Source organism: Mesorhizobium sp. C089B, from assembly GCF_030323125.1.
Classification (GTDB): Bacteria; Pseudomonadota; Alphaproteobacteria; order Rhizobiales; family Rhizobiaceae; genus Mesorhizobium.
Window position 1 is genome coordinate 382136 of record NZ_CP100469.1, and the last position, 18358, is coordinate 400493.

Annotated in this window: 13 protein-coding genes; 7 read left to right on the plus strand and 6 right to left on the minus strand. The window is 63.0% G+C overall.

Features of this window, described 5'->3' with window-relative positions; genetic code table 11:
- Positions 1 to 80 precede the first annotated feature (80 nt).
- Both NLY44_RS01895 and NLY44_RS01900 read right to left on the minus strand, forming a co-directional pair.
- Positions 81 to 1124, minus strand: a complete 1044-nt coding sequence (locus NLY44_RS01895; protein ID WP_081725506.1) for an acyltransferase family protein — start codon at positions 1122 to 1124, stop codon at positions 81 to 83.
- Positions 1125 to 1296: 172 nt separating this feature from the next.
- A complete protein-coding gene (locus tag NLY44_RS01900) occupies positions 1297 to 2022 on the minus strand; it encodes a 3-keto-5-aminohexanoate cleavage protein (protein ID WP_023805623.1) in 726 nt (241 codons plus the stop codon).
- A gap of 201 nt (positions 2023 to 2223) precedes the next feature.
- Between NLY44_RS01900 and NLY44_RS01905 the strand changes: the two genes are divergently transcribed.
- Together NLY44_RS01905 and NLY44_RS01910 are read left to right on the plus strand one after the other, a co-directional pair.
- Entirely contained in the window at positions 2224 to 2646 is a 423-nt protein-coding gene (locus NLY44_RS01905; RefSeq protein ID WP_023670326.1) for an OsmC family protein, read from the plus strand.
- Between the two features lie 40 nt (positions 2647 to 2686).
- A complete protein-coding gene (locus tag NLY44_RS01910) occupies positions 2687 to 3226 on the plus strand; it encodes a carboxymuconolactone decarboxylase family protein (RefSeq protein ID WP_023695530.1) in 540 nt (179 codons plus the stop codon).
- A 46-nt stretch (positions 3227 to 3272) separates the two neighbouring features.
- Here NLY44_RS01910 and NLY44_RS01915 read toward each other — a convergent pair whose 3' ends face one another.
- Entirely contained in the window at positions 3273 to 3731 is a 459-nt protein-coding gene (locus NLY44_RS01915) for a hypothetical protein (RefSeq protein WP_050586866.1), read from the minus strand.
- A 65-nt stretch (positions 3732 to 3796) separates the two neighbouring features.
- Between NLY44_RS01915 and NLY44_RS01920 the strand changes: the two genes are divergently transcribed.
- Both NLY44_RS01920 and NLY44_RS01925 read left to right on the plus strand, forming a co-directional pair.
- On the plus strand, positions 3797 to 4540 hold the full coding sequence (locus NLY44_RS01920) for a 2OG-Fe(II) oxygenase (protein WP_023805622.1): 744 nt from the start codon (positions 3797 to 3799) through the stop codon (positions 4538 to 4540).
- Positions 4541 to 4918: 378 nt separating this feature from the next.
- The gene (locus tag NLY44_RS01925; protein WP_023689031.1) at positions 4919 to 6541 is read left to right on the plus strand and encodes an ABC-F family ATP-binding cassette domain-containing protein; all 1623 of its coding nucleotides are present in this window, start codon (positions 4919 to 4921) and stop codon (positions 6539 to 6541) included.
- Between the two features lie 45 nt (positions 6542 to 6586).
- On the opposite strand, the gene NLY44_RS01930 is transcribed toward NLY44_RS01925, so the two are convergent.
- From NLY44_RS01930 to NLY44_RS01940, 3 genes are all read right to left on the minus strand, one after another.
- Positions 6587 to 9208: a bifunctional diguanylate cyclase/phosphodiesterase gene (locus NLY44_RS01930; RefSeq protein WP_031201982.1), complete on the minus strand. Its 2622-nt coding sequence runs from the start codon at positions 9206 to 9208 to the stop codon at positions 6587 to 6589.
- A gap of 262 nt (positions 9209 to 9470) precedes the next feature.
- Positions 9471 to 10364 (minus strand): hypothetical protein, encoded by an 894-nt coding sequence (locus NLY44_RS01935; protein ID WP_023693888.1) that lies wholly within the window; start codon positions 10362 to 10364, stop codon positions 9471 to 9473.
- 244 nt (positions 10365 to 10608) lie between these two features.
- A complete protein-coding gene (locus NLY44_RS01940; RefSeq protein WP_023805620.1) occupies positions 10609 to 12255 on the minus strand; it encodes an acyl-CoA synthetase in 1647 nt (548 codons plus the stop codon).
- Between the two features lie 201 nt (positions 12256 to 12456).
- On the opposite strand from NLY44_RS01940, the gene NLY44_RS01945 reads away from it, so the two are divergent.
- From NLY44_RS01945 to NLY44_RS01955, 3 genes are all read left to right on the plus strand, one after another.
- Positions 12457 to 13578, plus strand: a complete 1122-nt coding sequence (locus NLY44_RS01945; RefSeq protein WP_023805619.1) for a KamA family radical SAM protein — start codon at positions 12457 to 12459, stop codon at positions 13576 to 13578.
- A 150-nt stretch (positions 13579 to 13728) separates the two neighbouring features.
- The gene (metH, locus tag NLY44_RS01950) at positions 13729 to 17538 is read left to right on the plus strand and encodes a methionine synthase (protein WP_023805618.1); all 3810 of its coding nucleotides are present in this window, start codon (positions 13729 to 13731) and stop codon (positions 17536 to 17538) included.
- Positions 17539 to 17727: 189 nt separating this feature from the next.
- The gene (locus NLY44_RS01955) at positions 17728 to 18318 is read left to right on the plus strand and encodes a BA14K family protein (RefSeq protein ID WP_023805617.1); all 591 of its coding nucleotides are present in this window, start codon (positions 17728 to 17730) and stop codon (positions 18316 to 18318) included.
- Positions 18319 to 18358: the final 40 nt, after the last annotated feature.

Consider the following 18358-nt stretch of genomic DNA (forward strand, 5'->3'; position numbering starts at 1 on the left):
GGTCGCTTGAACGCGACGGTAGGTCGTAGTGAGCAACGCACCCGAATGGCAGGCCGACCGAGCTGCGGCGTAGCCGCAACTCACGCCTTCACCTGATAAGCGGAGAGGCTCATTCGCGACATGGCCAAAAGCGGCCTTTCGATAAAACTATAACTCGCCAGGGACACGGCGATGCAGGCGGTGACAATAGCTATGCTTGCAAGCCATGGTGACACATTGGCGGTTGCAACGACAGGAGCGATCGCGAGCAGCACGATAGGATGGGTCAGATAGAGAGAGTAGGAAGCATCTCCCAGCCTTGCCAGCACGCGAGGAGCAAAAAGTCGGAAGTAGCTCTCCAGGCTGATGCAACCCGCGACAAGGATCAGCGCCGGGATACCTTGAGCAAGGGTTCGCGGCAAGTTGAAGCCAAGTACCATCACCAGTGTGGACACAATAGCGAACCCGACAGCCGAGGCACCCAGGAAAGCGGGCAAACGCATCAGTCTGCCGACCAGATGGCCGACAGCCATGCCGGCAAGGAACTCAAACAGGATTGGCGTGGTATAGAAAAACAGCACAGTGTCGGCGGCGGGTTTGAAGATAATGCGTGCGGCTACGGCGATTGCAAAGACAACGCCAATCGTGGCCATTTGCGTCAGCGCACCAAAACCCATAGTCGCCGCGAACAGAATGTAAAACAGGATTTCCAGATTGAGCGTCCAACCCACGCCAAGCACTGGCTGGACATAGCCTGTGGCCGTATCGAGATAGGGCACGAAAAGCAGGCTATTGGTAATCTGCTCAAAGGACACTCCACGACCGGCAAACAGCCAAAGTGCGGCGACCATGAGGAAGGTCATGACCCAATAGAACGGAACGACGCGCGTGAACCGCTGCATCAAAAAAGCACGGTGGTCGCGATGTCTGTTCTCCGTCGAGAGAACCATGACAAAACCGCTGATGACGAAAAACAGGTCGACGCCGCTGTTTAGAATGGGAATAGGCAAATCGAGCACGCCTAGTGCGGCCGGAAGATGATAGATAACAACCATTAGGGCTGCTAGTCCCCGCAGGGTCTGTATCGATGTATATTGTTGAATCCGACGCGGCGCAGCGTGATCATTATCCGGAATGACGTTCATTAAAAAATGTCCCCGATGCCGGAGAATATTAACACAGATGAGATCGTTGATGCGACGATTAACTGCCGGTTTAATTAATACATAAAATTTGAATAGCTTTCACCGACTTTCGCGGCCCGGGCCTTGCGATCGCCATCGTCTCGGCGATGCCTTGGCGCGCTGCTTGTATGCGCTATCGCCCGGCCTGGAAGATCGCCACCGCTGCCGCCGTCAGCGCGGCATTGCCGGCCGCAACCGTGCCATCCGGCAGATGCTTCCCATCCTCCAGCCCGACGCGCGTCGACCAGTCGCGATCCGCGGCACGGCGCACGAACGGCCACACCGTCGCGTTCTCGCCATGCAGCAGGATGGCACGGCGAATGCCGGCGCGCTCCAGGACCTGTTCGATGCCGTCGGCGACCGCAAAAGCCTCGTCTAGCGTCTGCTCGGAAATCTCGATCAGCACGCGCAGCACGCGCCCGCCATGGTCGAGGCCGACCAGCCGCTCGGCGTCGGCGACCGACGCCAGACCCGCCTCGATGCCGATGCCGCGCTGGCGCAGGCTCTCCATGACGATCGGTGCCGCCGCCTCGCTGAGATTGACCGAGGCATAGTCCGGCAATTCGCGCCAGCCGGCGATGGCGACCAGCGTGCTTGTATCGTCATTCTCGATCCAGGCGCCGGTGGAGACGCCGATCAGCGTACCAGGGCAGGCACGGCGCAGCCCTGCGATCGTCAGGTCCATCGCTGCCGGCGCAAGGCTCTCGCGGCGGTCCGCTCCGCGGGCATGGACATGCAGCTCAGCTGCGCCCGCGGCAATCGAAGCCGCCCCGTCGCGCGCCATAGCGTCGGAGTCGAGCGGCAGTGTGGGGTGAAAATCGGCGGCGCGCGCGCCATTGATGCAGGCCTGGACGATCATGGCTCTCGCGATCCTGTTGCGGATCGCGCGAGCCTACCGCAGGGCAGGGCGGAGAGGGAACGGGCGTGGTGAAGATTGCTGACAGGGTGCCGCTTCTGCGGAGGTTGCGGTATCGGCCCAGGACATACCATATAGCGGGACAGGACACGCCACGGGCGATCCTTACCCCTTTGCCGGACTGCCGGCTGAAAGGTTTTTGCGATGGCTGAGTTGAAGGTCAGAACCCGCGTCACCGGCGCGACGGCGACGCTGCAGCCCGGCGGCTTGCCTTCCATCACCACTCCGACCGGCGGTGCAGTCGATGTCGTCACCGGCGTCAGCGCGCCGGGCTTCAATCCGCTCGACCTGCTCTACGCCTCGCTCGCCGCCTGCATGGTGCTGAGTGCGCGCATCGCCGCCTCCCGCCTCGGGGTTGCCGCCGCGCTTGGCGAGGTGCGCGCCGAGGTCAGCGGCGAGAAGGCCAAGGACGAGCCGTCGCGCGTCGAAAGGCTCAACATCAGGCTCGACATCTCAGGCGATCTCGACGCTGCGACCAAGCAGCGGATCGTCGAGGACGCCGAAGCGATCTGCACGGTGTCCAACACGCTGCGCGCCGCGCCGCAATTGCATACGACGCTTGGGTGAGGGCTTCGCAGAATGCCTCGCTGCCACCAAGGACCGTCCCATGGCCATGATCCCGCCGATCGACTACGCCTCGGCATCGCAAGACATCCGCGCCGAGCACGACAGGGAGCTTGGCCTGCGCGGACGCATGACCAACATGAAGCGCATCCTGCTGCATTCACCGGCGGCCCACCGCATCTATGCCGAATGGTTCACCCTGCGCGATCTGCTCAAGCCCGCACTCGACGACCGCGCTGTCTGGCTGTTGTCGCTGGCGATCTCCGAGAGATGCCGCGCCGAGATACCGCTTACCTTCTTCCGCCGCGCGCTGATCGACAGCGGTCTTGATCCCGAGGCGATCGAGCCCAGCGCTGAAGAAGCTTTGCTGATCGAATTCGGCAAGGCAGTCGCTGCCGATACCAACGCCGTTCCCGACGATGTCTGGGCGGCACTCAAGGCTAGCTACGACGACACACTGCTGGTCAACCTCGTCGCCTTCGCCGGCATCATGGTGGCGACCTGCCTGTTCACAAACGCGGTGAGGGTCGATCTGGACCCTGAGTTGGAGGCGTATCGCCGCAAGGGTGCCGATCCGGTCTGATGCGATCGATACGCAGTCGATCTGCAGTGGATATCGCCCGGAAGGATCAGCCGTAGTAGCCGGCTCCAAACAGCAAAAGTGTTTCCACCTGGGAGTCCGCTTCTTTTCCTATGGCTGTCCAGATGCTGATGCCGAGAGCATTCGAAATCGCGCTATCGATCTCGACCTTCACATTGGGGTCGGTTTGTCTCAAGAACCTCAGCGCAACCTCCATGGAAATCGGAAACAGCGACGCGCCACCCAGTTCCAAGATCGCAGGCGAGGTGAATTCTAGCGCTTCGAGTGCGCCATCGGCCTTGTAATAGGCGAATACTCCAAGGTCCGGCCAATAGTCGGCCGGAACGCTGGTTGGGCTCCGCCGAAAGACCTTGAGCTCTCCTGAAAAGAAGGATCTGACAGTCGCCTTAGACGATCCGAGAGGAAGCCCTTTGACGCCATTTAGCGGTTCGATCGAAAGATGCATGTACACAGTTAATCGCTGCCGGCAGCAGATGACAATGTTCATCGCAGGAATCGGGTGGCCCAGGCGCCTCGTTCGCCCCACTTTGACCGCAAGCAAAGGAGGCATCCATGACCATCCATTCGATAAGCACCAAACGCGCAGCCCATTCGGCCGAAGCGCGCGTCGCAGCGCAGGACTGGAGTGCTCTGGTCGGCGAACTGAACAGCCACGGCAGCACCGTCATGCCGGCGCTGCTTTCACCCGAGGAGTGCACCGAGATCGCCGGTCTCTATCCGCATGAGGACCATTTCCGCAGCCATGTGGTGATGGCCCGCCATGGCTTCGGCAAGGGCGAGTACCGCTATTTCCGCTATCCGCTGCCGGATCTGGTCGGTGGCCTGCGCACCGCGCTCTATCCCAGGCTCGCCGGCGTCGCCAACGACTGGAACGAACGCATGGGCGCGGCACGGCGCTATCCCGATGACCACGCCGCCTTCCTCCAGCTTTGCCACGAAAGCGGCCAAACGCGGCCGACGCCGCTTCTCCTGCAATATGGCCCCGGCGACTTCAACTGCCTCCATCAGGACCTCTATGGCGATCTCGCTTTTCCCCTGCAGGTGGCGATCCTGTTGTCGCAGCCCGGCGAGGATTTCACCGGCGGCGAATTCGTCCTGACCGAACAGCGCCCGCGCATGCAAAGCCGTGCCGAAGTGGTGCCGCTGACCCGGGGCGATGCGGTGATCTTTGCTGTCCACAACCGCCCGGTGCAAGGCACGAAAGGCCATTACCGCGTCAACCTCAGGCACGGCGTCAGCCGCCTGCGCTCCGGCAGGCGGCATACAGTGGGGATCATTTTCCACGACGCGAAGTGACAATTCGTCGGACACAGCCAAAGCACCTCACTACCGCTGCTTATTGACATGGCGAGTTCGGCGGAACAGTCTCCGCTTGTGTAAGAGAGGGGCATTTATGAAACGATCCTATGAGAAGCCGACACTCGTCAGACGGGGCAAGCTCGCCTCGCTCGCCGCCCAGCAGGTGCCGTCAATAGAAGCGGAAGTGCCCGCACCGAACTGAGTACAGAAGCTGGTTCAAAAACAGCCCGTTGCGCAAAATCGCGCGGCGGGCTGTTTTGCATTCTGGAGGTGCGGACCGCAGCGGCTTTTGCGCGCGGCGTCAAATGGGCGCTTCCTCTGGCGCGGCCGATCGCGTAAGGGCCGGGGAAAATCCTCCAAGGTTCTTCCAGTCGCATGATCCGTCTTGAAAGCATCAGCAAACAGAACGGCCGCCAGCTTGTCTTCATCGAGGCCTCGGCCTCGCTACAGAAGGGCGAGAAGATCGGCCTTGTCGGTCCGAACGGCGCCGGCAAGACGACTTTGTTTCGCATGATTACCGGCCAGGAGCAGCCCGACGAGGGCCAGGTGCAGGTCGATCGCGGCGTCACCATCGGCTATTTCAGCCAGGATGTCGGCGACATGGCCGGCCACAGTGCTGTGGCCGAAGTGATGAACGGCGCCGGGCCGGTCAGCGACGTGGCGGCCGAAATGGCCGAACTCGAGGCGGCCATGGCCGATCCCGAGCAGGCCGACCGGATGGATGAGATCATCGAGAAATATGGCGAGGCGCAGCACCGTTTCGAGGAACTCGACGGCTATGCGCTCGATGGCCGCGCCCGCGAAGTGCTGGACGGCCTGGGCTTCAGCCAGGAAATGATGGACGGCGATGTCGGCAAACTGTCCGGCGGCTGGAAGATGCGCGTGGCGCTGGCCCGCATCCTGTTGATGCGGCCCGATGTCATGCTGCTCGACGAACCGTCCAACCATCTCGATCTCGAAAGCCTGATCTGGCTGGAGCAGTTCCTGAAAGGTTATGAGGGCGCGCTGCTGATGACCTCGCACGACCGCGAGTTCATGAACCGCATCGTCAACAAGGTGGTCGAGATCGACGCCGGTTCGCTCACCGCCTATTCCGGCAATTACGAATTCTACCAGCAGCAGCGGGCGATCGCCGACAAGCAGCAGCAGGCGCAGTTCGAGCGCCAGCAGGCCATGCTGGCCAAGGAGATCGCTTTCATCGAGCGCTTCAAGGCGCGGGCGTCACACGCCGCCCAGGTGCAGAGCCGGGTGAAGAAGCTCGACAAGATCGATCGTGTCGAGCCGCCCAAGCGCCGTCAGATCGTGAATTTCGATTTTCAGCCGGCGCCGCGCTGCGGCGAGGATGTCGTGACGCTGAAGAACGTCCACAAGGGCTATGGCAGCCGCTCGATCTATGAGGGGCTGGACTTCCAGGTCCGCCGCCGCGAGCGCTGGTGCATCATGGGCGTCAACGGCGCCGGCAAGTCGACACTGCTGAAGCTGGTGGCCGGCGCGTCTGACCCGGATGCCGGCACAGTTGCTCGGGGGCCGAGTGTGAAAATGGGCTATTTCGCCCAGCACGCCATGGAGGTGTTGGAGGGCGAACGCACCGTGTTCCAGACGCTGGAGGACGCGTTTCCGCAAGCCGGCCAGGCGCCGCTCAGGGCACTCGCCGGCTGCTTCGGCTTTTCCGGCGACGAGATCGAGAAGAAATGCCGGGTTCTGTCAGGCGGCGAAAAGGCGCGCCTGGTGATGGCGCTGATGCTGTTCGATCCGCCTAATCTTCTGGTGCTCGACGAGCCGACCAACCACCTCGACATCGCGACCAAGGAGATGCTGATCACGGCGCTGTCGCAATACGAAGGCACCATGCTGTTCGTCTCGCACGACCGCCATTTCCTGGCCGCACTCTCCAACCGCGTGCTGGAACTGACGCCAGAAGGCATCCACACCTATGGCGGCGGCTATACCGAATATGTGGAGAGGACCGGGCACGAGGCGCCGGGGCTGCGGACCTGACGCAGGTCCTGCGTCCGCATTTGCGTCCAGCAAAGCCAGGATTTGTCAGCTCGCCGCCAGCCATTTGCGCGACTGCGCGAAGGCCTTGAAGGCTTTGGCATCCATCGGGTAGCCGAACAGGAAGCCTTGCAGGATGTCGCAGCCAAGCTCTTTCAGGATGCGCGCGTGCTCCATCGTCTCGACGCCCTCGGCGATCACTTCGATCCCGAGCGACTTGCCGATGTCGATGATGGACGACACAAGCTGCCGCTGTGCGGTTGAGCTGGTGATGGGGGTGACCAGCTGGCGGTCGATCTTGAGGCGACGGGGCCGCAACTTCAACAGCGAGACGATCGAGGCATGCCCGGTGCCGAAATCGTCGATCTCGACGTCGATGCCGAGCCCCTTGATGTGTTCGATGTTCCAGCTGACCAGCTCGTCGTTTTCGTCGAGGAAAATCGACTCCACCAGTTCGAACGACACGGTCCCTTCCTTGATCGGAAGCTTGCGCAAACCCTTGATCAGGTCCCTGTCTTCCAGGCGCCGTGCGGAAACGTTGACCGAGACGCGCGGGATGTTGAGGTGGCTGCGCGACCAACGCTCAAAATTATCGAGCGCCTGCTCCAGGACGGTGCGGTCGATAAGCGCCACGACATTAAGTTCTTCAGCCACCTTGATGTAGGCGTCGGGGGTCAGCATGCCGCGTTGCGGATGATCCCAACGCGACAGCGCCTCGACGCCGACGATCTCCAGCGTCTTGGCGTCGAACTGCGGCTGATAGTAGACGATGAATTCGTTCCGCTCGAGCCCGCCCAGAATCTCGTCGGCGGTCTGCTTGGTCCGCACGATCTCGCTCTGCAGCTCTTCGTTGAAAAACTCGTAGCGGTTGCGGCCGCGGCCTTTCGCCCGGTACAGCGCCAGATCGGTATTGACAAGCAACTGCCTTGCATCGACGCCGCTATTGGCCGCAATGCCGATGCTGACGCCGAACCGGCACTGGTGACCCAGATAGTCGACCGGCTGGCGCATCGCATCGATAATGTGGTCGGCCAGCGCGGCGAGTTCCTTGTCGTCGCGTCCATGGCTCAGCACGACAAACTCGTCGCCGCCGATGCGCGCAACGAAATCGGCACTGCCGACGCTGGCCTTGATGACTTTCGAAGCATGCACCAGCAATGCATCGCCCGCTGCATGGCCGAGCGTGTCGTTGATCTGCTTGAACCGGTCAAGGTCGAGATGCAGCAACGCCGCACGGCCGTCGGCTTCGCGGTTTTCGGCAAGCATCTCGTCCAGATACCGACGGTTGGGCAGACCGGTCAGCGAATCATGCATCGCGACATGCTCGATGCGGGCTTTGGCCAGGTTCAGTTCGGCATTTTTCGATTCTGAAAGGCGACGTTCACGCACGAGATTCTCGTTGAGCAGCACGTCGCCTGTCACATCCCATTCGGCGCCGATCATTTTTGGCGTGCCGTCGATGTCCCGGAAGAAACTGGCGCGGGTGCGCACATGGCGAATGGTGCCGTCCGGCCGCAGGAGCCGATACTGCGAAGAGTAGGGGCCTTGTGTTGCAACAGCCGAATCGAAATCTGCTTTAGCCCGTTCGAAGTCTTGGGGATGGATCGCCAGCGCCCAGTCGTCATAGCTACGGGTCTTGCCGCCGCCGGGTTTGCCATAGATTTCGTTGATGCGGTCGTCCCATACGAGTTCGTTGCTGACGGTATCGTGCTCCCACACGCCTATAGCAGAGGCTTCCAACGCCAGCTCCAGCCGCCGGGACAGGCGCCTCAACTCGGCGTCACTTTTCTGCCGCTCACCGAAAAGACGTCCTGCCACGAGGATCGGCAGCACCACCAGCGCGCCGGCAAGCGCCATGAGCAGACGCAACAGCCACTCATTTTTCGGAGCGGTCGGCCAGCCGCCCTTCGGTATGGCTGAAATTTGCCAGGAGCCTGAAGGCAATTGCACCTCTGCCATCACCGGATTGCCGGACACGACATTATCGCCGCCGAAGAACAGTTCCCCGCCGCCGCCGAGCGCATCCTTGCCGATAAGCGCCACATCGATATCCAGATCAGGGTCGGTCAGTCCGCTGGCAGCGTAGAGCCGATCGACATCGATCACGGCCGAGACGATACCCCAGAAACGGTCGCCGCCACCCGCCGTCGGCACGAAGACCGGGATACGGCCGATGAAGCCACGTCCGCCTTGCGCCAGTTTGACCGGCCCGGCGAGCACCAGCGCGCGCTGGTCACGGGCGCGAAGCGCGGCCATGCGTTGCGTATCGCTCTTGCGGTAGTCCAGCCCGATGGCTTTTTCATTGCCTTCCAGCGGATACATCAGCGCGATGACGAGGTCGGGGGCGCCGGCAATATCGCGCAACTGCGATTTTTGCTCGAACAGATTACGGGCGAGTGCCGCAAATCTTTGCTGGCCCATATAAGGCTCGGTAACGATTGTCGAAACGAGACCCTGAACCAGCTGGAGATTGCCGCCTATGTTGCCTTCGAGCTTGGCGCGTATGATGTTGACCTTGGCCAGGACGTCGGCGCGCGCCAGCTGATCGGAGACCTCTCTGTTCCTCTGGTCGGCAACCAGGGCGCAGACGAGAAGCACGACAAAGGCAATCGCCGCCGGCAAGTTGGCGGAAGAAAAAACGGCCCGTTTCAACCGGCCGGAATTGAGCATTGCACCTGCCAACTCGATCCGAAGACCTTTCCAGGACAGTAGTCCTTCGGTCGACCATAGTAGCTAAAGCTTAAGTTTGAGCTTCGAGACGAATCCGAGAACAAACGGTAAGCTTTTGGCTGCCAGGGTCCAGCCGAAATCTGAATGAGTGTCCGAAAGTAGGACGCCAGGTTGCAGCGTTCTGCAACCCAGCGGCGAAGTCATATTCGCCTCAGATTGCAACAAGCCGGCTGATCTTGCCGCGCGGGCCCTTGCGGGAGGCTTACTTCCCAGCCATTTGATCGGCCAGCGCCTGCGCCTGGGCGAGCAGCGCCGGGAAAGCCGGGTCAGCCGGCAGGCGCTGCGCCATGCAGGCCCGGTAGTCGCTGTCGCCCTTGTCCCAGGCGGCGTTGGAGGACTCGAACGCTTTTTCGTCCTTCAGGTCCGATGCCTGGTAGGCCTCCTGGAATTTCTGCGCGGCGGCGTCCGCAGCAGCCCACACGGCGTCGCAGGCGGCGATCTTCGGAACGGCAGGGGCTGCCGGCGCTGCGATAATTCTCACGCTGTTGCCTTTGACGAGCGTAACGATGACTTCCTGCTCATAGATCGGCCCGACGTCCTGCGTCCAGCCGCCGAGCCGTGCGAAGGCGATGTCGGCGCCTTCGGGTTTCTTCAATGGAAAGTCGAGCGTTCCCTCGAAGGCGGCGTCGCTGTTGATCGCCTGGGTATAGAAGGCATCCAGCTTAAGCGCCTCATCGATGCCGGCGGGCAGTTTGAAACTTTCGTCGGTCTCGGCGGTTCTGGACTGGAGCCAGCGCTCCAGCAGCCCTCGCGTCGTTGCCACTAGGCTGGGGCCGTCGTCGCCCTTGGTGTATCGCAGCCCATCGAGCATGCCATAGCCGATATCGGAGTCGCTGAGGCTTTCGATATTGATTGTGCCGGTTGGCGGAAAGTCCTTGACCGCCAGCGGACCGATGATGCCGGCAAGACGCTGCTGGAGGTCGGCCAGCGCCTTCTCGTTCTCAGCGTCGATGGTCTCGATTGCCGCGTTCGCACTGTTCAGCGCTGCGATATCAGCAATCGCCTTGTCACGCGCGGCCACATAGTCGTCCTCCGGCGAGGCCGCGAAAGCCACGCTGCTCACCAGTGCAAACAGAAACGTCCAGACCCACCGCATGATATAAACCCTGCTCTACGTTCGATTCCAAGGATACATGACAACATTGGGCTGAAAAAAGACGCCGTTGGAGCTGCAGATCTCCCCACATGAGGGGGAGATGGCCGGCAGGCCAGAGGGGGTCGCCGCGCGTGAAGCGCTGACTCCTTTTGCAGCGCGAGACGACGTTAGCGCTTCACGCGCAACGACCCCCTCTGTCGCCTTCGGCGACATCTCCCCCTCGAGGGGGGAGATTGGCGCCTAATCACGCCTTGCGCTTCTCCACCTCCGCCTTCCTCAGCAGGAAGCGCTGGATCTTGCCGCTTGGGGTCTTCGGCAGTTCCGTGATGAACTCGACCTCGCGCGGGTAGGCGTGCGCCGACAGCCGTTTCTTGACGTGCTGGGCCAGCTCTTCGGCGAGCTCCGAATTGCCCTTGTAAGCCGGCGCCAGAACGACGAAGGCCTTGACGATCTCGGTGCGCTGCGGATCGGGCACGCCGACGACAGCCGCCTCGTTGACCGCCGGATGCTCGATCAGCGCGCTTTCGACGTCGAACGGGCCGATGCGATAGCCGGCCGAAGTGATGACATCGTCGGCGCGGCCGATGAAGGAGACCGAACCGTCCGGCTCGTACTCCACCGTGTCGCCGGTGCGGTAGTAGCCGCCCGTGATCGCTGGCGTCTCGGCTTGGTGATAGCCGTCGAACCAGCGCAGCGGCGACTTCGCGATGTCGACGGCGAGGATGCCGGGCTGGTTGGGGCCGAGCTCGTTGCCGGCCTTGTCCAATACCACCATGCGATATCCGGGCATTGCGAAGCCGGCCGAGCCCACGCGCACGACGTGCGAGAGCCCATGATGGTTGTTGACCATCATGCCGTTCTCGGTCTGGCCGTAATGATCGTGGATGGGGGCGGCGAGATGGGCGTCGAACCAGCGGATCACTTCCGGGTTGAGTGGTTCGCCGGCGCTGCTCACCACACGCAGCCTGCCTTTTACACCGGCGGCCGCCTCGGGCCGTTCCGCCATCAGCAGCCGATAGGCGGTGGGCGACCCGGCAAGGCTGGTGACGCCGAGCCGCTCGATGATGTCATAGGTGCTTTTGGCGTTGAAGGCGCCTTCATAGAAGGTGGTGGCGATGCCGAGCTGCAAGGGCCCGGTGATGGCGTAATAGAGGCCGTAGGCCCAGCCGGGGTCGGCGATATTCCAGAAGATATCGTCGCCGCGCAGCCCGACCGCATCGCGCATATAGGCGCCGAAGGCCAGCAGGGCGCGGAGCGGCACCGGCACGCCCTTGGGCAGGCCTGTCGTGCCGGAGGTCGACATCATCATGAACAGGTCGTCGCCCTTGCGCATCACTGGTCCGCAGTCGGGCGAGGCGGCGGCAAGCGCGGCGCGAAAATCCATGTCGCGTTCCGGTAGCGCCTCGTCCGGACCAAGAATGGTGGCGATTTGCGCTGATGTCTCGACCTCGTCGAGCTTGCCGCGATTGGCCGGGTTGGTCACCACGATCCTGGCGCCGCTATAGCCGAGGCGGTGCTCGATGGCTTTCGGACCGAAGGCGGTGAACAGCGGCTGGTAGACCGCGCCGATGCGCCACGTCCCGAGGATCAGCGCCACCAGTTCGGGGACGCGCGGCAGCATGCCGGCGACGACATCGCCGGCACCGACGCCGGCGGCCTTGAGCACATTGGCGGCGCGCCCGGACATGTCGGCGAGATCGTCGAAGCTGAATTCGCGAAGCTCGCCGCCGGCCGAGATCGCGCGCAGCGCCAGCCGGTCTTCTCCGGTGTAGCGGCCGCAGCATTCGACATAGGCATTGATGCCGGTTCCAGGGTTGCCATACAACCGGGCGATCTCATCTTCGATGCGAAAGCGCTGAGCGGCATCCTCATAGCGCGGCATTTTGCTCATCGCGGTCCTCCCTAAGCGGCGCCCATCTCCCCTTGGAGCGCCTTATCGGTCAGATTGCCTGAAATTGCTGCGCTGGTCGATTACGGCGATAGTCGGGGGATGCGAAGGACCGCAGCGCAGCGACAATCCGCGCCGAGCCACTGCTGTTGACCGAACCATCCATCCGGCCGATAGCACCGCCAGAATTGCCCCGAGGCCCCAATGATCCCAAACTCAACTTTCGATGACGCGGCCACAGCCGACGAAGGACGCGACGCCGACACCGCGTGGCAGGACGACATCCGCGCCGGTGTGCGCCACGTCCGCGATCTCGCCTCGCTGCCGCTGTCACCCGCCGAGCACGCGGCGGCGCAGGAGGCGGCCGTACGCCACAAGGTGCGTGCCCCCAAAACCTATCTCGACCTGATCGACTGGAACGATCCCGCCGATCCGATCCGCGCCCAGGTCATTCCATCGCCGGATGAGCTGACGGAAACGGAAGGCGAGCTCGACGATCCGATCGCCGACCATGCCTTCAGTCCGGTGCCGCGACTGACGCACCGCCACGCCGACCGCGTGCTGTTGTTTGCGACCTACCAATGCGCGGTCTATTGCCGTTTCTGCTTCCGCAAGGAATCCCTGACCTCGATCGGCCGCGGCTATACGCGAGAAGCGCTCGAAGAGGCTTTTGCCTATATCGAAGGCCATACCGAAATCCGCGAAGTGATCCTGACGGGCGGCGATCCGCTTTCGCTGCCCGACAAGGCGCTGGCTGAAATCCGCGCCCGCATCGAGGCGATCGCGCATGTCAGGCTGCTGCGTATCCACACGCGCGTGCCTGTCGTACTGCCCGCGCGCATCACGCCGGGGCTGGTTGGCGCGTTGCAGGGCCGGCTGATGGTCACAATCGTCACCCATTTCAACCATGCGCGGGAGATCACGCCGGCCACCGAATTGGCCTGCCGCGCCATGCGCGAGGCAGGCTTCGTGCTGCTCAACCAGAGCGTCCTGCTCAAGGGCGTCAACGACACGGTCGAGGTGCTGGAGGAACTCTGCCGCGAACTGATGTACCGGCTCGGCGTCAAACCCTATTACCTGCACCATGGCGACCTCGCGCGCGGCATGGCGCACAGGCGCACCACGATTGCGCAGGGACAGGCGCTGGCCGGCGCGCTGCGCGCCCGCCTGTCGGGCATCTGCAATCCGGTCTATGTGCTGGACCTGCCGGAAGGCGGCGGCAAGGTGCCGCTCGGGCCATGCCATGTCGAGGGGCGGGAAGAGCAGGACTGGCGCATCCGCGGCCAGGATGGCGAGGTGAGGGTATATCGGGACGTGGTGGTGTAGGCACGGCCCAGCGGCGACAATGACCGCCGCCGTCACATTGTCGATCGGGATGACCATCGCACCAAACTCTCGCCACTACGCGTTCGCCTGCATTCCGTATGTTGACATAAAGATATCCTTATGTGATGGTTGTCGCCTCAAGGATAAAAAATGTCGCAGAATTCTGCATCGCAGGACGCATTGTTCGGCCCCGTCGCGGCCAAGCCCGACGGTGCGGAAGTGCTTGCGGCGCTCACCGCGGCGGCACGCGAGCGCATTCTCATTCTCGACGGCGCCATGGGCACGCAGATCCAGGGTCTCGGTTTCGACGAGGAGCATTTCCGTGGCGAGGCTTTTGCCGGCTGCACCTGCCACCAGCAGGGCAACAACGACCTCTTGATCCTGACGCAGCCGAAGGCGATCGAGGAGATCCATTATCAATACGCCATCGCTGGCGCCGATATCCTCGAGACCAACACCTTCTCCTCGACCTCGATCGCCCAGGCGGATTACGGCATGGAGGATGCCGTCTACGCGCTGAACCGCGACGGCGCGCGGCTGGTGCGTCGGGCAGCGGCGAGGGCACAGCAGGAGGACGGCAAGCGGCGCTTCGTCGCCGGCGCGCTCGGGCCGACCAACCGCACCGCCTCGATGTCGCCCGACGTCAACAATCCCGGCTACCGCGCGGTGACCTTCGACGAATTGCGCCTGGCTTATGGCGAGCAGTTGCGCGGCCTGGTCGACGGTGGCGCCGACATCATTCTCATCGAGACCATCTTCGACACGCTGAACGCCAAGGCGGCGATCTTCGCCTGCAACGAGATTTTTCTCGAAAAGGGCGTGCGTTTGCCGGTGATGATTTCCGGCACCATCACCGATCTCTCCGGCCGCACCCTGTCGGGCCAGACGCCGACCGCCTTCTGGCATTCGGTGCGCCATGCCAGCCCCTTCACCATCGGCCTCAACTGCGCACTCGGCGCCAATGCGATGCGCGCGCATCTGGCCGAAATTTCAGGCGTCGCCGACACCTTCGTCTGCGCCTATCCGAATGCCGGCCTGCCCAATGAATTCGGCCGCTATGACGAGAGCCCGGACTTCATGGCCGCGCAGATCGAGGATTTTGCCAGGGAACGGCTGGTCAATGTCGTCGGCGGCTGCTGTGGCTCGACGCCGGATCACATCCGCGCCATCGCCGAGGCTGTCAAGAAGTATCCACCGCGCGCCATTCCCGAGATCGAGCGCAAGATGCGCCTGTCGGGGCTGGAGCCGTTCACGCTGACCGATGAGATTCCCTTCGTCAATGTCGGCGAACGCACCAACGTCACCGGCTCGGCCAGGTTCCGAAAGCTGATCACGGCGGGCGACTATGTCCCGGCGCTCGACGTGGCGCGCGACCAGGTCGCCAATGGCGCACAGATCATCGACATCAACATGGATGAAGGCCTGATCGATTCGAAAAAGGCGATGGTCGAGTATCTCAACCTCATCGCCGCCGAGCCTGATATCGCCCGTGTCCCGGTGATGGTCGACTCCTCGAAATGGGAGATCATCGAGGCCGGGCTGAAATGCGTTCAGGGCAAGCCGCTGGTCAACTCCATCTCGATGAAGGAAGGCGAGGAAGCCTTTCTGCATCACGCGAAGCTGGTGCGCGCCTATGGCGCGGCCGTGGTCGTCATGGCCTTCGACGAGGCCGGCCAGGCCGATACCAAGGCGCGCAAGGTCGAGATCTGCACCCGCGCCTACAAGCTGCTCACCGAACAGGCCGGTTTCCCGCCCGAAGACATCGTCTTCGACCCCAATGTCTTCGCGGTCGCCACCGGCATCGAGGAGCACGACAATTACGGCGTCGACTTCATCGAGGCCACCGGCGAGATCACCGGCACGCTGCCGCATGTCCATATCTCGGGCGGCGTCTCGAACCTGTCCTTCTCGTTTCGCGGCAACGAGCCTGTCCGCGAGGCGATGCACGCCGTGTTCCTCTACCATGCCATCCAGCGCGGCATGGATATGGGCATCGTCAATGCCGGTCAGCTCGCCGTCTACGACACGATCGAGCCGGGGCTGCGCGAGGCCTGCGAGGATGTCGTGCTCAACCGCGTGCCCAGGGCCGGCGGCACCGCCACCGAACGCATGCTGGAGATCGCCGAGCGCTTCAAGGGCACCGCCGGCAAGGAAGCCAGGGAGCGCGATCTCGCCTGGCGCGACTGGACGGTCGAGCGGCGGATTTCGCATGCGCTGGTCAACGGCATCACCGAATTCATCGACGCCGACACCGAGGAAGCGCGCCTCGCATCCGAGCGGCCGCTGCATGTCATCGAAGGCCCGCTGATGGCCGGCATGAATGTCGTCGGCGATCTGTTCGGCGCGGGAAAGATGTTTCTGCCGCAAGTGGTGAAGTCGGCGCGCGTGATGAAGCAGGCGGTGGCCGGATTGCTGCCGCACATGGAGGCCGAAAAACTGGCCAACGCCGCCAATGGCATCGACAATGGCGAGCGCCAGACAGCCGGCAAAATCCTGATGGCGACTGTAAAGGGCGATGTCCACGACATCGGCAAGAACATCGTCGGCGTCGTTCTGGCCTGCAACAATTACGAGATCATCGATCTCGGCGTCATGGTGCCGGCGGCGAAGATCCTGCAGACGGCTCGCGAGCAAAATGTCGACATCATCGGCCTGTCCGGCCTGATCACCCCGTCGCTGGACGAGATGGTGCACATGGCCGCCGAGATGGAGCGTGAAGGGTTTGACATTCCGCTGCTGATCGGCGGCGCCACGACCAGCCGCGTGCACACGGCGGTGACGATCCACCCGCGCTATTCCAAGGGACAGACGGTCTATGTCAATGACGCCAGCCGCGCCGTCGGCGTCGTGTCATCCTTGCTGTCGAACGAGACCAAGGGCGGCTACGTCGACACAGTGCGGGCCGAGTACAAAAAGGTCGCCGACGCGCATGCCCGCTCCGAGGCCGACAAGCAGCGGCTGCCGCTGGCCAAGGCCAGGGCCAATGCGCACAAGGTCGACTGGTCGACCTATGAGCCGCCGAAGCCGTCCTTCACCGGCGTCAAGGTTTTCGGCAACTGGGACCTGACGGAGCTCGCGCGCTACATCGACTGGACGCCGTTCTTCCAGACCTGGGAGCTGAAGGGGCGTTACCCCAAGATCCTCGACGACGAGAAGCAGGGAGCCGCCGCGCGCCAGCTTTTCGAGGACGCGCAGGCGATGCTGAAAAAGATCATCGCGGAAAAATGGTTCGCGCCGCGCGCCGTCATCGGCTTCTGGCCGGCGAACACCGTCGGCGACGACATCAGGTTGTTCACGGATGAGGCACGCTCGCAGGAACTGGCAACCTTCTTCACGCTGCGCCAGCAACTGCCCAAGCGCGACGGCAAGGCTAATGTCGCGCTGTCGGATTTCGTCGCGCCCCAGGACATAGGCAAGCCGGATTATATCGGCGGCTTCATCGTCACCGCGGGGATCGAGGAGGTGGCGATATCAGAGCGCTTCGAGCGCGCCAACGACGATTACTCCTCGATCATGGTCAAGGCGCTGGCCGACCGTTTCGCCGAAGCCTTTGCCGAGCGCATGCATGAGAAAGTGCGCAAGGAATTCTGGGGCTATGCCGCTGATGAGAAGCTGGCGCCCGACGAACTGGTCGGCGAGCCCTATCGCGGCATCCGCCCGGCGCCCGGCTACCCCGCGCAGCCCGATCATACCGAGAAGGCGACCTTGTTCCGGCTGCTCGACGGCGAGCGCAATGCCGGCGTCAGCCTGACCGAGAGCTATGCGATGTGGCCGGGCTCCTCGGTCTCCGGCATCTATCTCGCCCATCCCGAAAGCTATTATTTCGGCGTCGCCAAAGTCGAGCGCGACCAGGTCGAGGACTATGCCCGCCGCAAAGCCATGCCGCTGGCCGATGTCGAGCGCTGGCTCGGCCCGATCCTCAACTATGTCCCTCAGCACTATGCCGAGGCGGCGGAATAGCGGCTGCGACGTGGCCCAACGGCTGCTCGACCGCTCCCTTGATTTTTCACCGTCGAAAAAATCGCGCCGCACCCGGTTCTCGGCGAGCTGCCGGTTGTCGGTCGGTCAGACTTAGGTCCCTCGCGCCTGCTTTTCTGGAACAAGCCGTGATGTCCCGCATTTTATTGGCAGGGACACAAGGAGTGTCGAGTGAAAGCGATTTTGGGACTGGTCGGCGGCTTCGTGCTGACCCTTGCGGTGTTCGGCAGCGGGCTGGTTTTCGCAGCCTGGCTGCTTGCCGCCAAGCCTGTGCGGGAGGCAAGGCCCACCGTCAGCGTGGCGGAACTGTGGACCCGGAAAGCGCGGCCGGTGGACAAGACGGCGCAGGACTTCGAACGTGTGCCGCCCGAGCAGTCCGCGCCTGCCGACATCGCCGCCAGGGAGCCAGCCCAGGACCCGGCCAGGCAGCAGCCCGATCCCACCGTCACCGGCGCCATCGCGCGGACCGAACTGCCGCCGCCGCATCTCGCCTGGTGCGCCAGCCGATACCGCTCCTACGATCCCGAGGACAACAGCTACATGTCCTATAGCGGACAGCAGCGCACCTGCGTATCGCCCTATCTCGCCGCCGACCGCGTCGCGCCGCGAGAGGCAAGCTATGTCGAGGGCGCGGGCGCCTACGCGGCTGCCGGCGGCGAACCGGACCATGTCGCCTCCTGCTTCAGCCGCTATCGCTCCTACCGTCCGGAAGACAACAGCTACCAGCCATATTCCGGCGGGCCGAGACGGCAATGCGAATAGCCAGCGCGAAGGGCGCCGCAACGATTGCGACCGCGCGATT

What these genes read in the sequence shown, in the direction of transcription:
- NLY44_RS01895 (WP_081725506.1), bottom strand. Translation starts at nt 1,124, where the DNA reads ATGAACGTCATTCCGGATAATGATCACGCTGCGCCGCGTCGGATTCAA.
- NLY44_RS01900 (WP_023805623.1), bottom strand. Translation starts at nt 2,022, where the DNA reads ATGATCGTCCAGGCCTGCATCAATGGCGCGCGCGCCGCCGATTTTCAC.
- NLY44_RS01905 (WP_023670326.1), top strand. Translation starts at nt 2,224, where the DNA reads ATGGCTGAGTTGAAGGTCAGAACCCGCGTCACCGGCGCGACGGCGACG.
- NLY44_RS01910 (WP_023695530.1), top strand. Translation starts at nt 2,687, where the DNA reads ATGGCCATGATCCCGCCGATCGACTACGCCTCGGCATCGCAAGACATC.
- NLY44_RS01915 (WP_050586866.1), bottom strand. Translation starts at nt 3,731, where the DNA reads ATGAACATTGTCATCTGCTGCCGGCAGCGATTAACTGTGTACATGCAT.
- NLY44_RS01920 (WP_023805622.1), top strand. Translation starts at nt 3,797, where the DNA reads ATGACCATCCATTCGATAAGCACCAAACGCGCAGCCCATTCGGCCGAA.
- NLY44_RS01925 (WP_023689031.1), top strand. Translation starts at nt 4,919, where the DNA reads ATGATCCGTCTTGAAAGCATCAGCAAACAGAACGGCCGCCAGCTTGTC.
- NLY44_RS01930 (WP_031201982.1), bottom strand. Translation starts at nt 9,208, where the DNA reads ATGCTCAATTCCGGCCGGTTGAAACGGGCCGTTTTTTCTTCCGCCAAC.
- NLY44_RS01935 (WP_023693888.1), bottom strand. Translation starts at nt 10,364, where the DNA reads ATGCGGTGGGTCTGGACGTTTCTGTTTGCACTGGTGAGCAGCGTGGCT.
- NLY44_RS01940 (WP_023805620.1), bottom strand. Translation starts at nt 12,255, where the DNA reads ATGAGCAAAATGCCGCGCTATGAGGATGCCGCTCAGCGCTTTCGCATC.
- NLY44_RS01945 (WP_023805619.1), top strand. Translation starts at nt 12,457, where the DNA reads ATGATCCCAAACTCAACTTTCGATGACGCGGCCACAGCCGACGAAGGA.
- metH (WP_023805618.1), top strand. Translation starts at nt 13,729, where the DNA reads ATGTCGCAGAATTCTGCATCGCAGGACGCATTGTTCGGCCCCGTCGCG.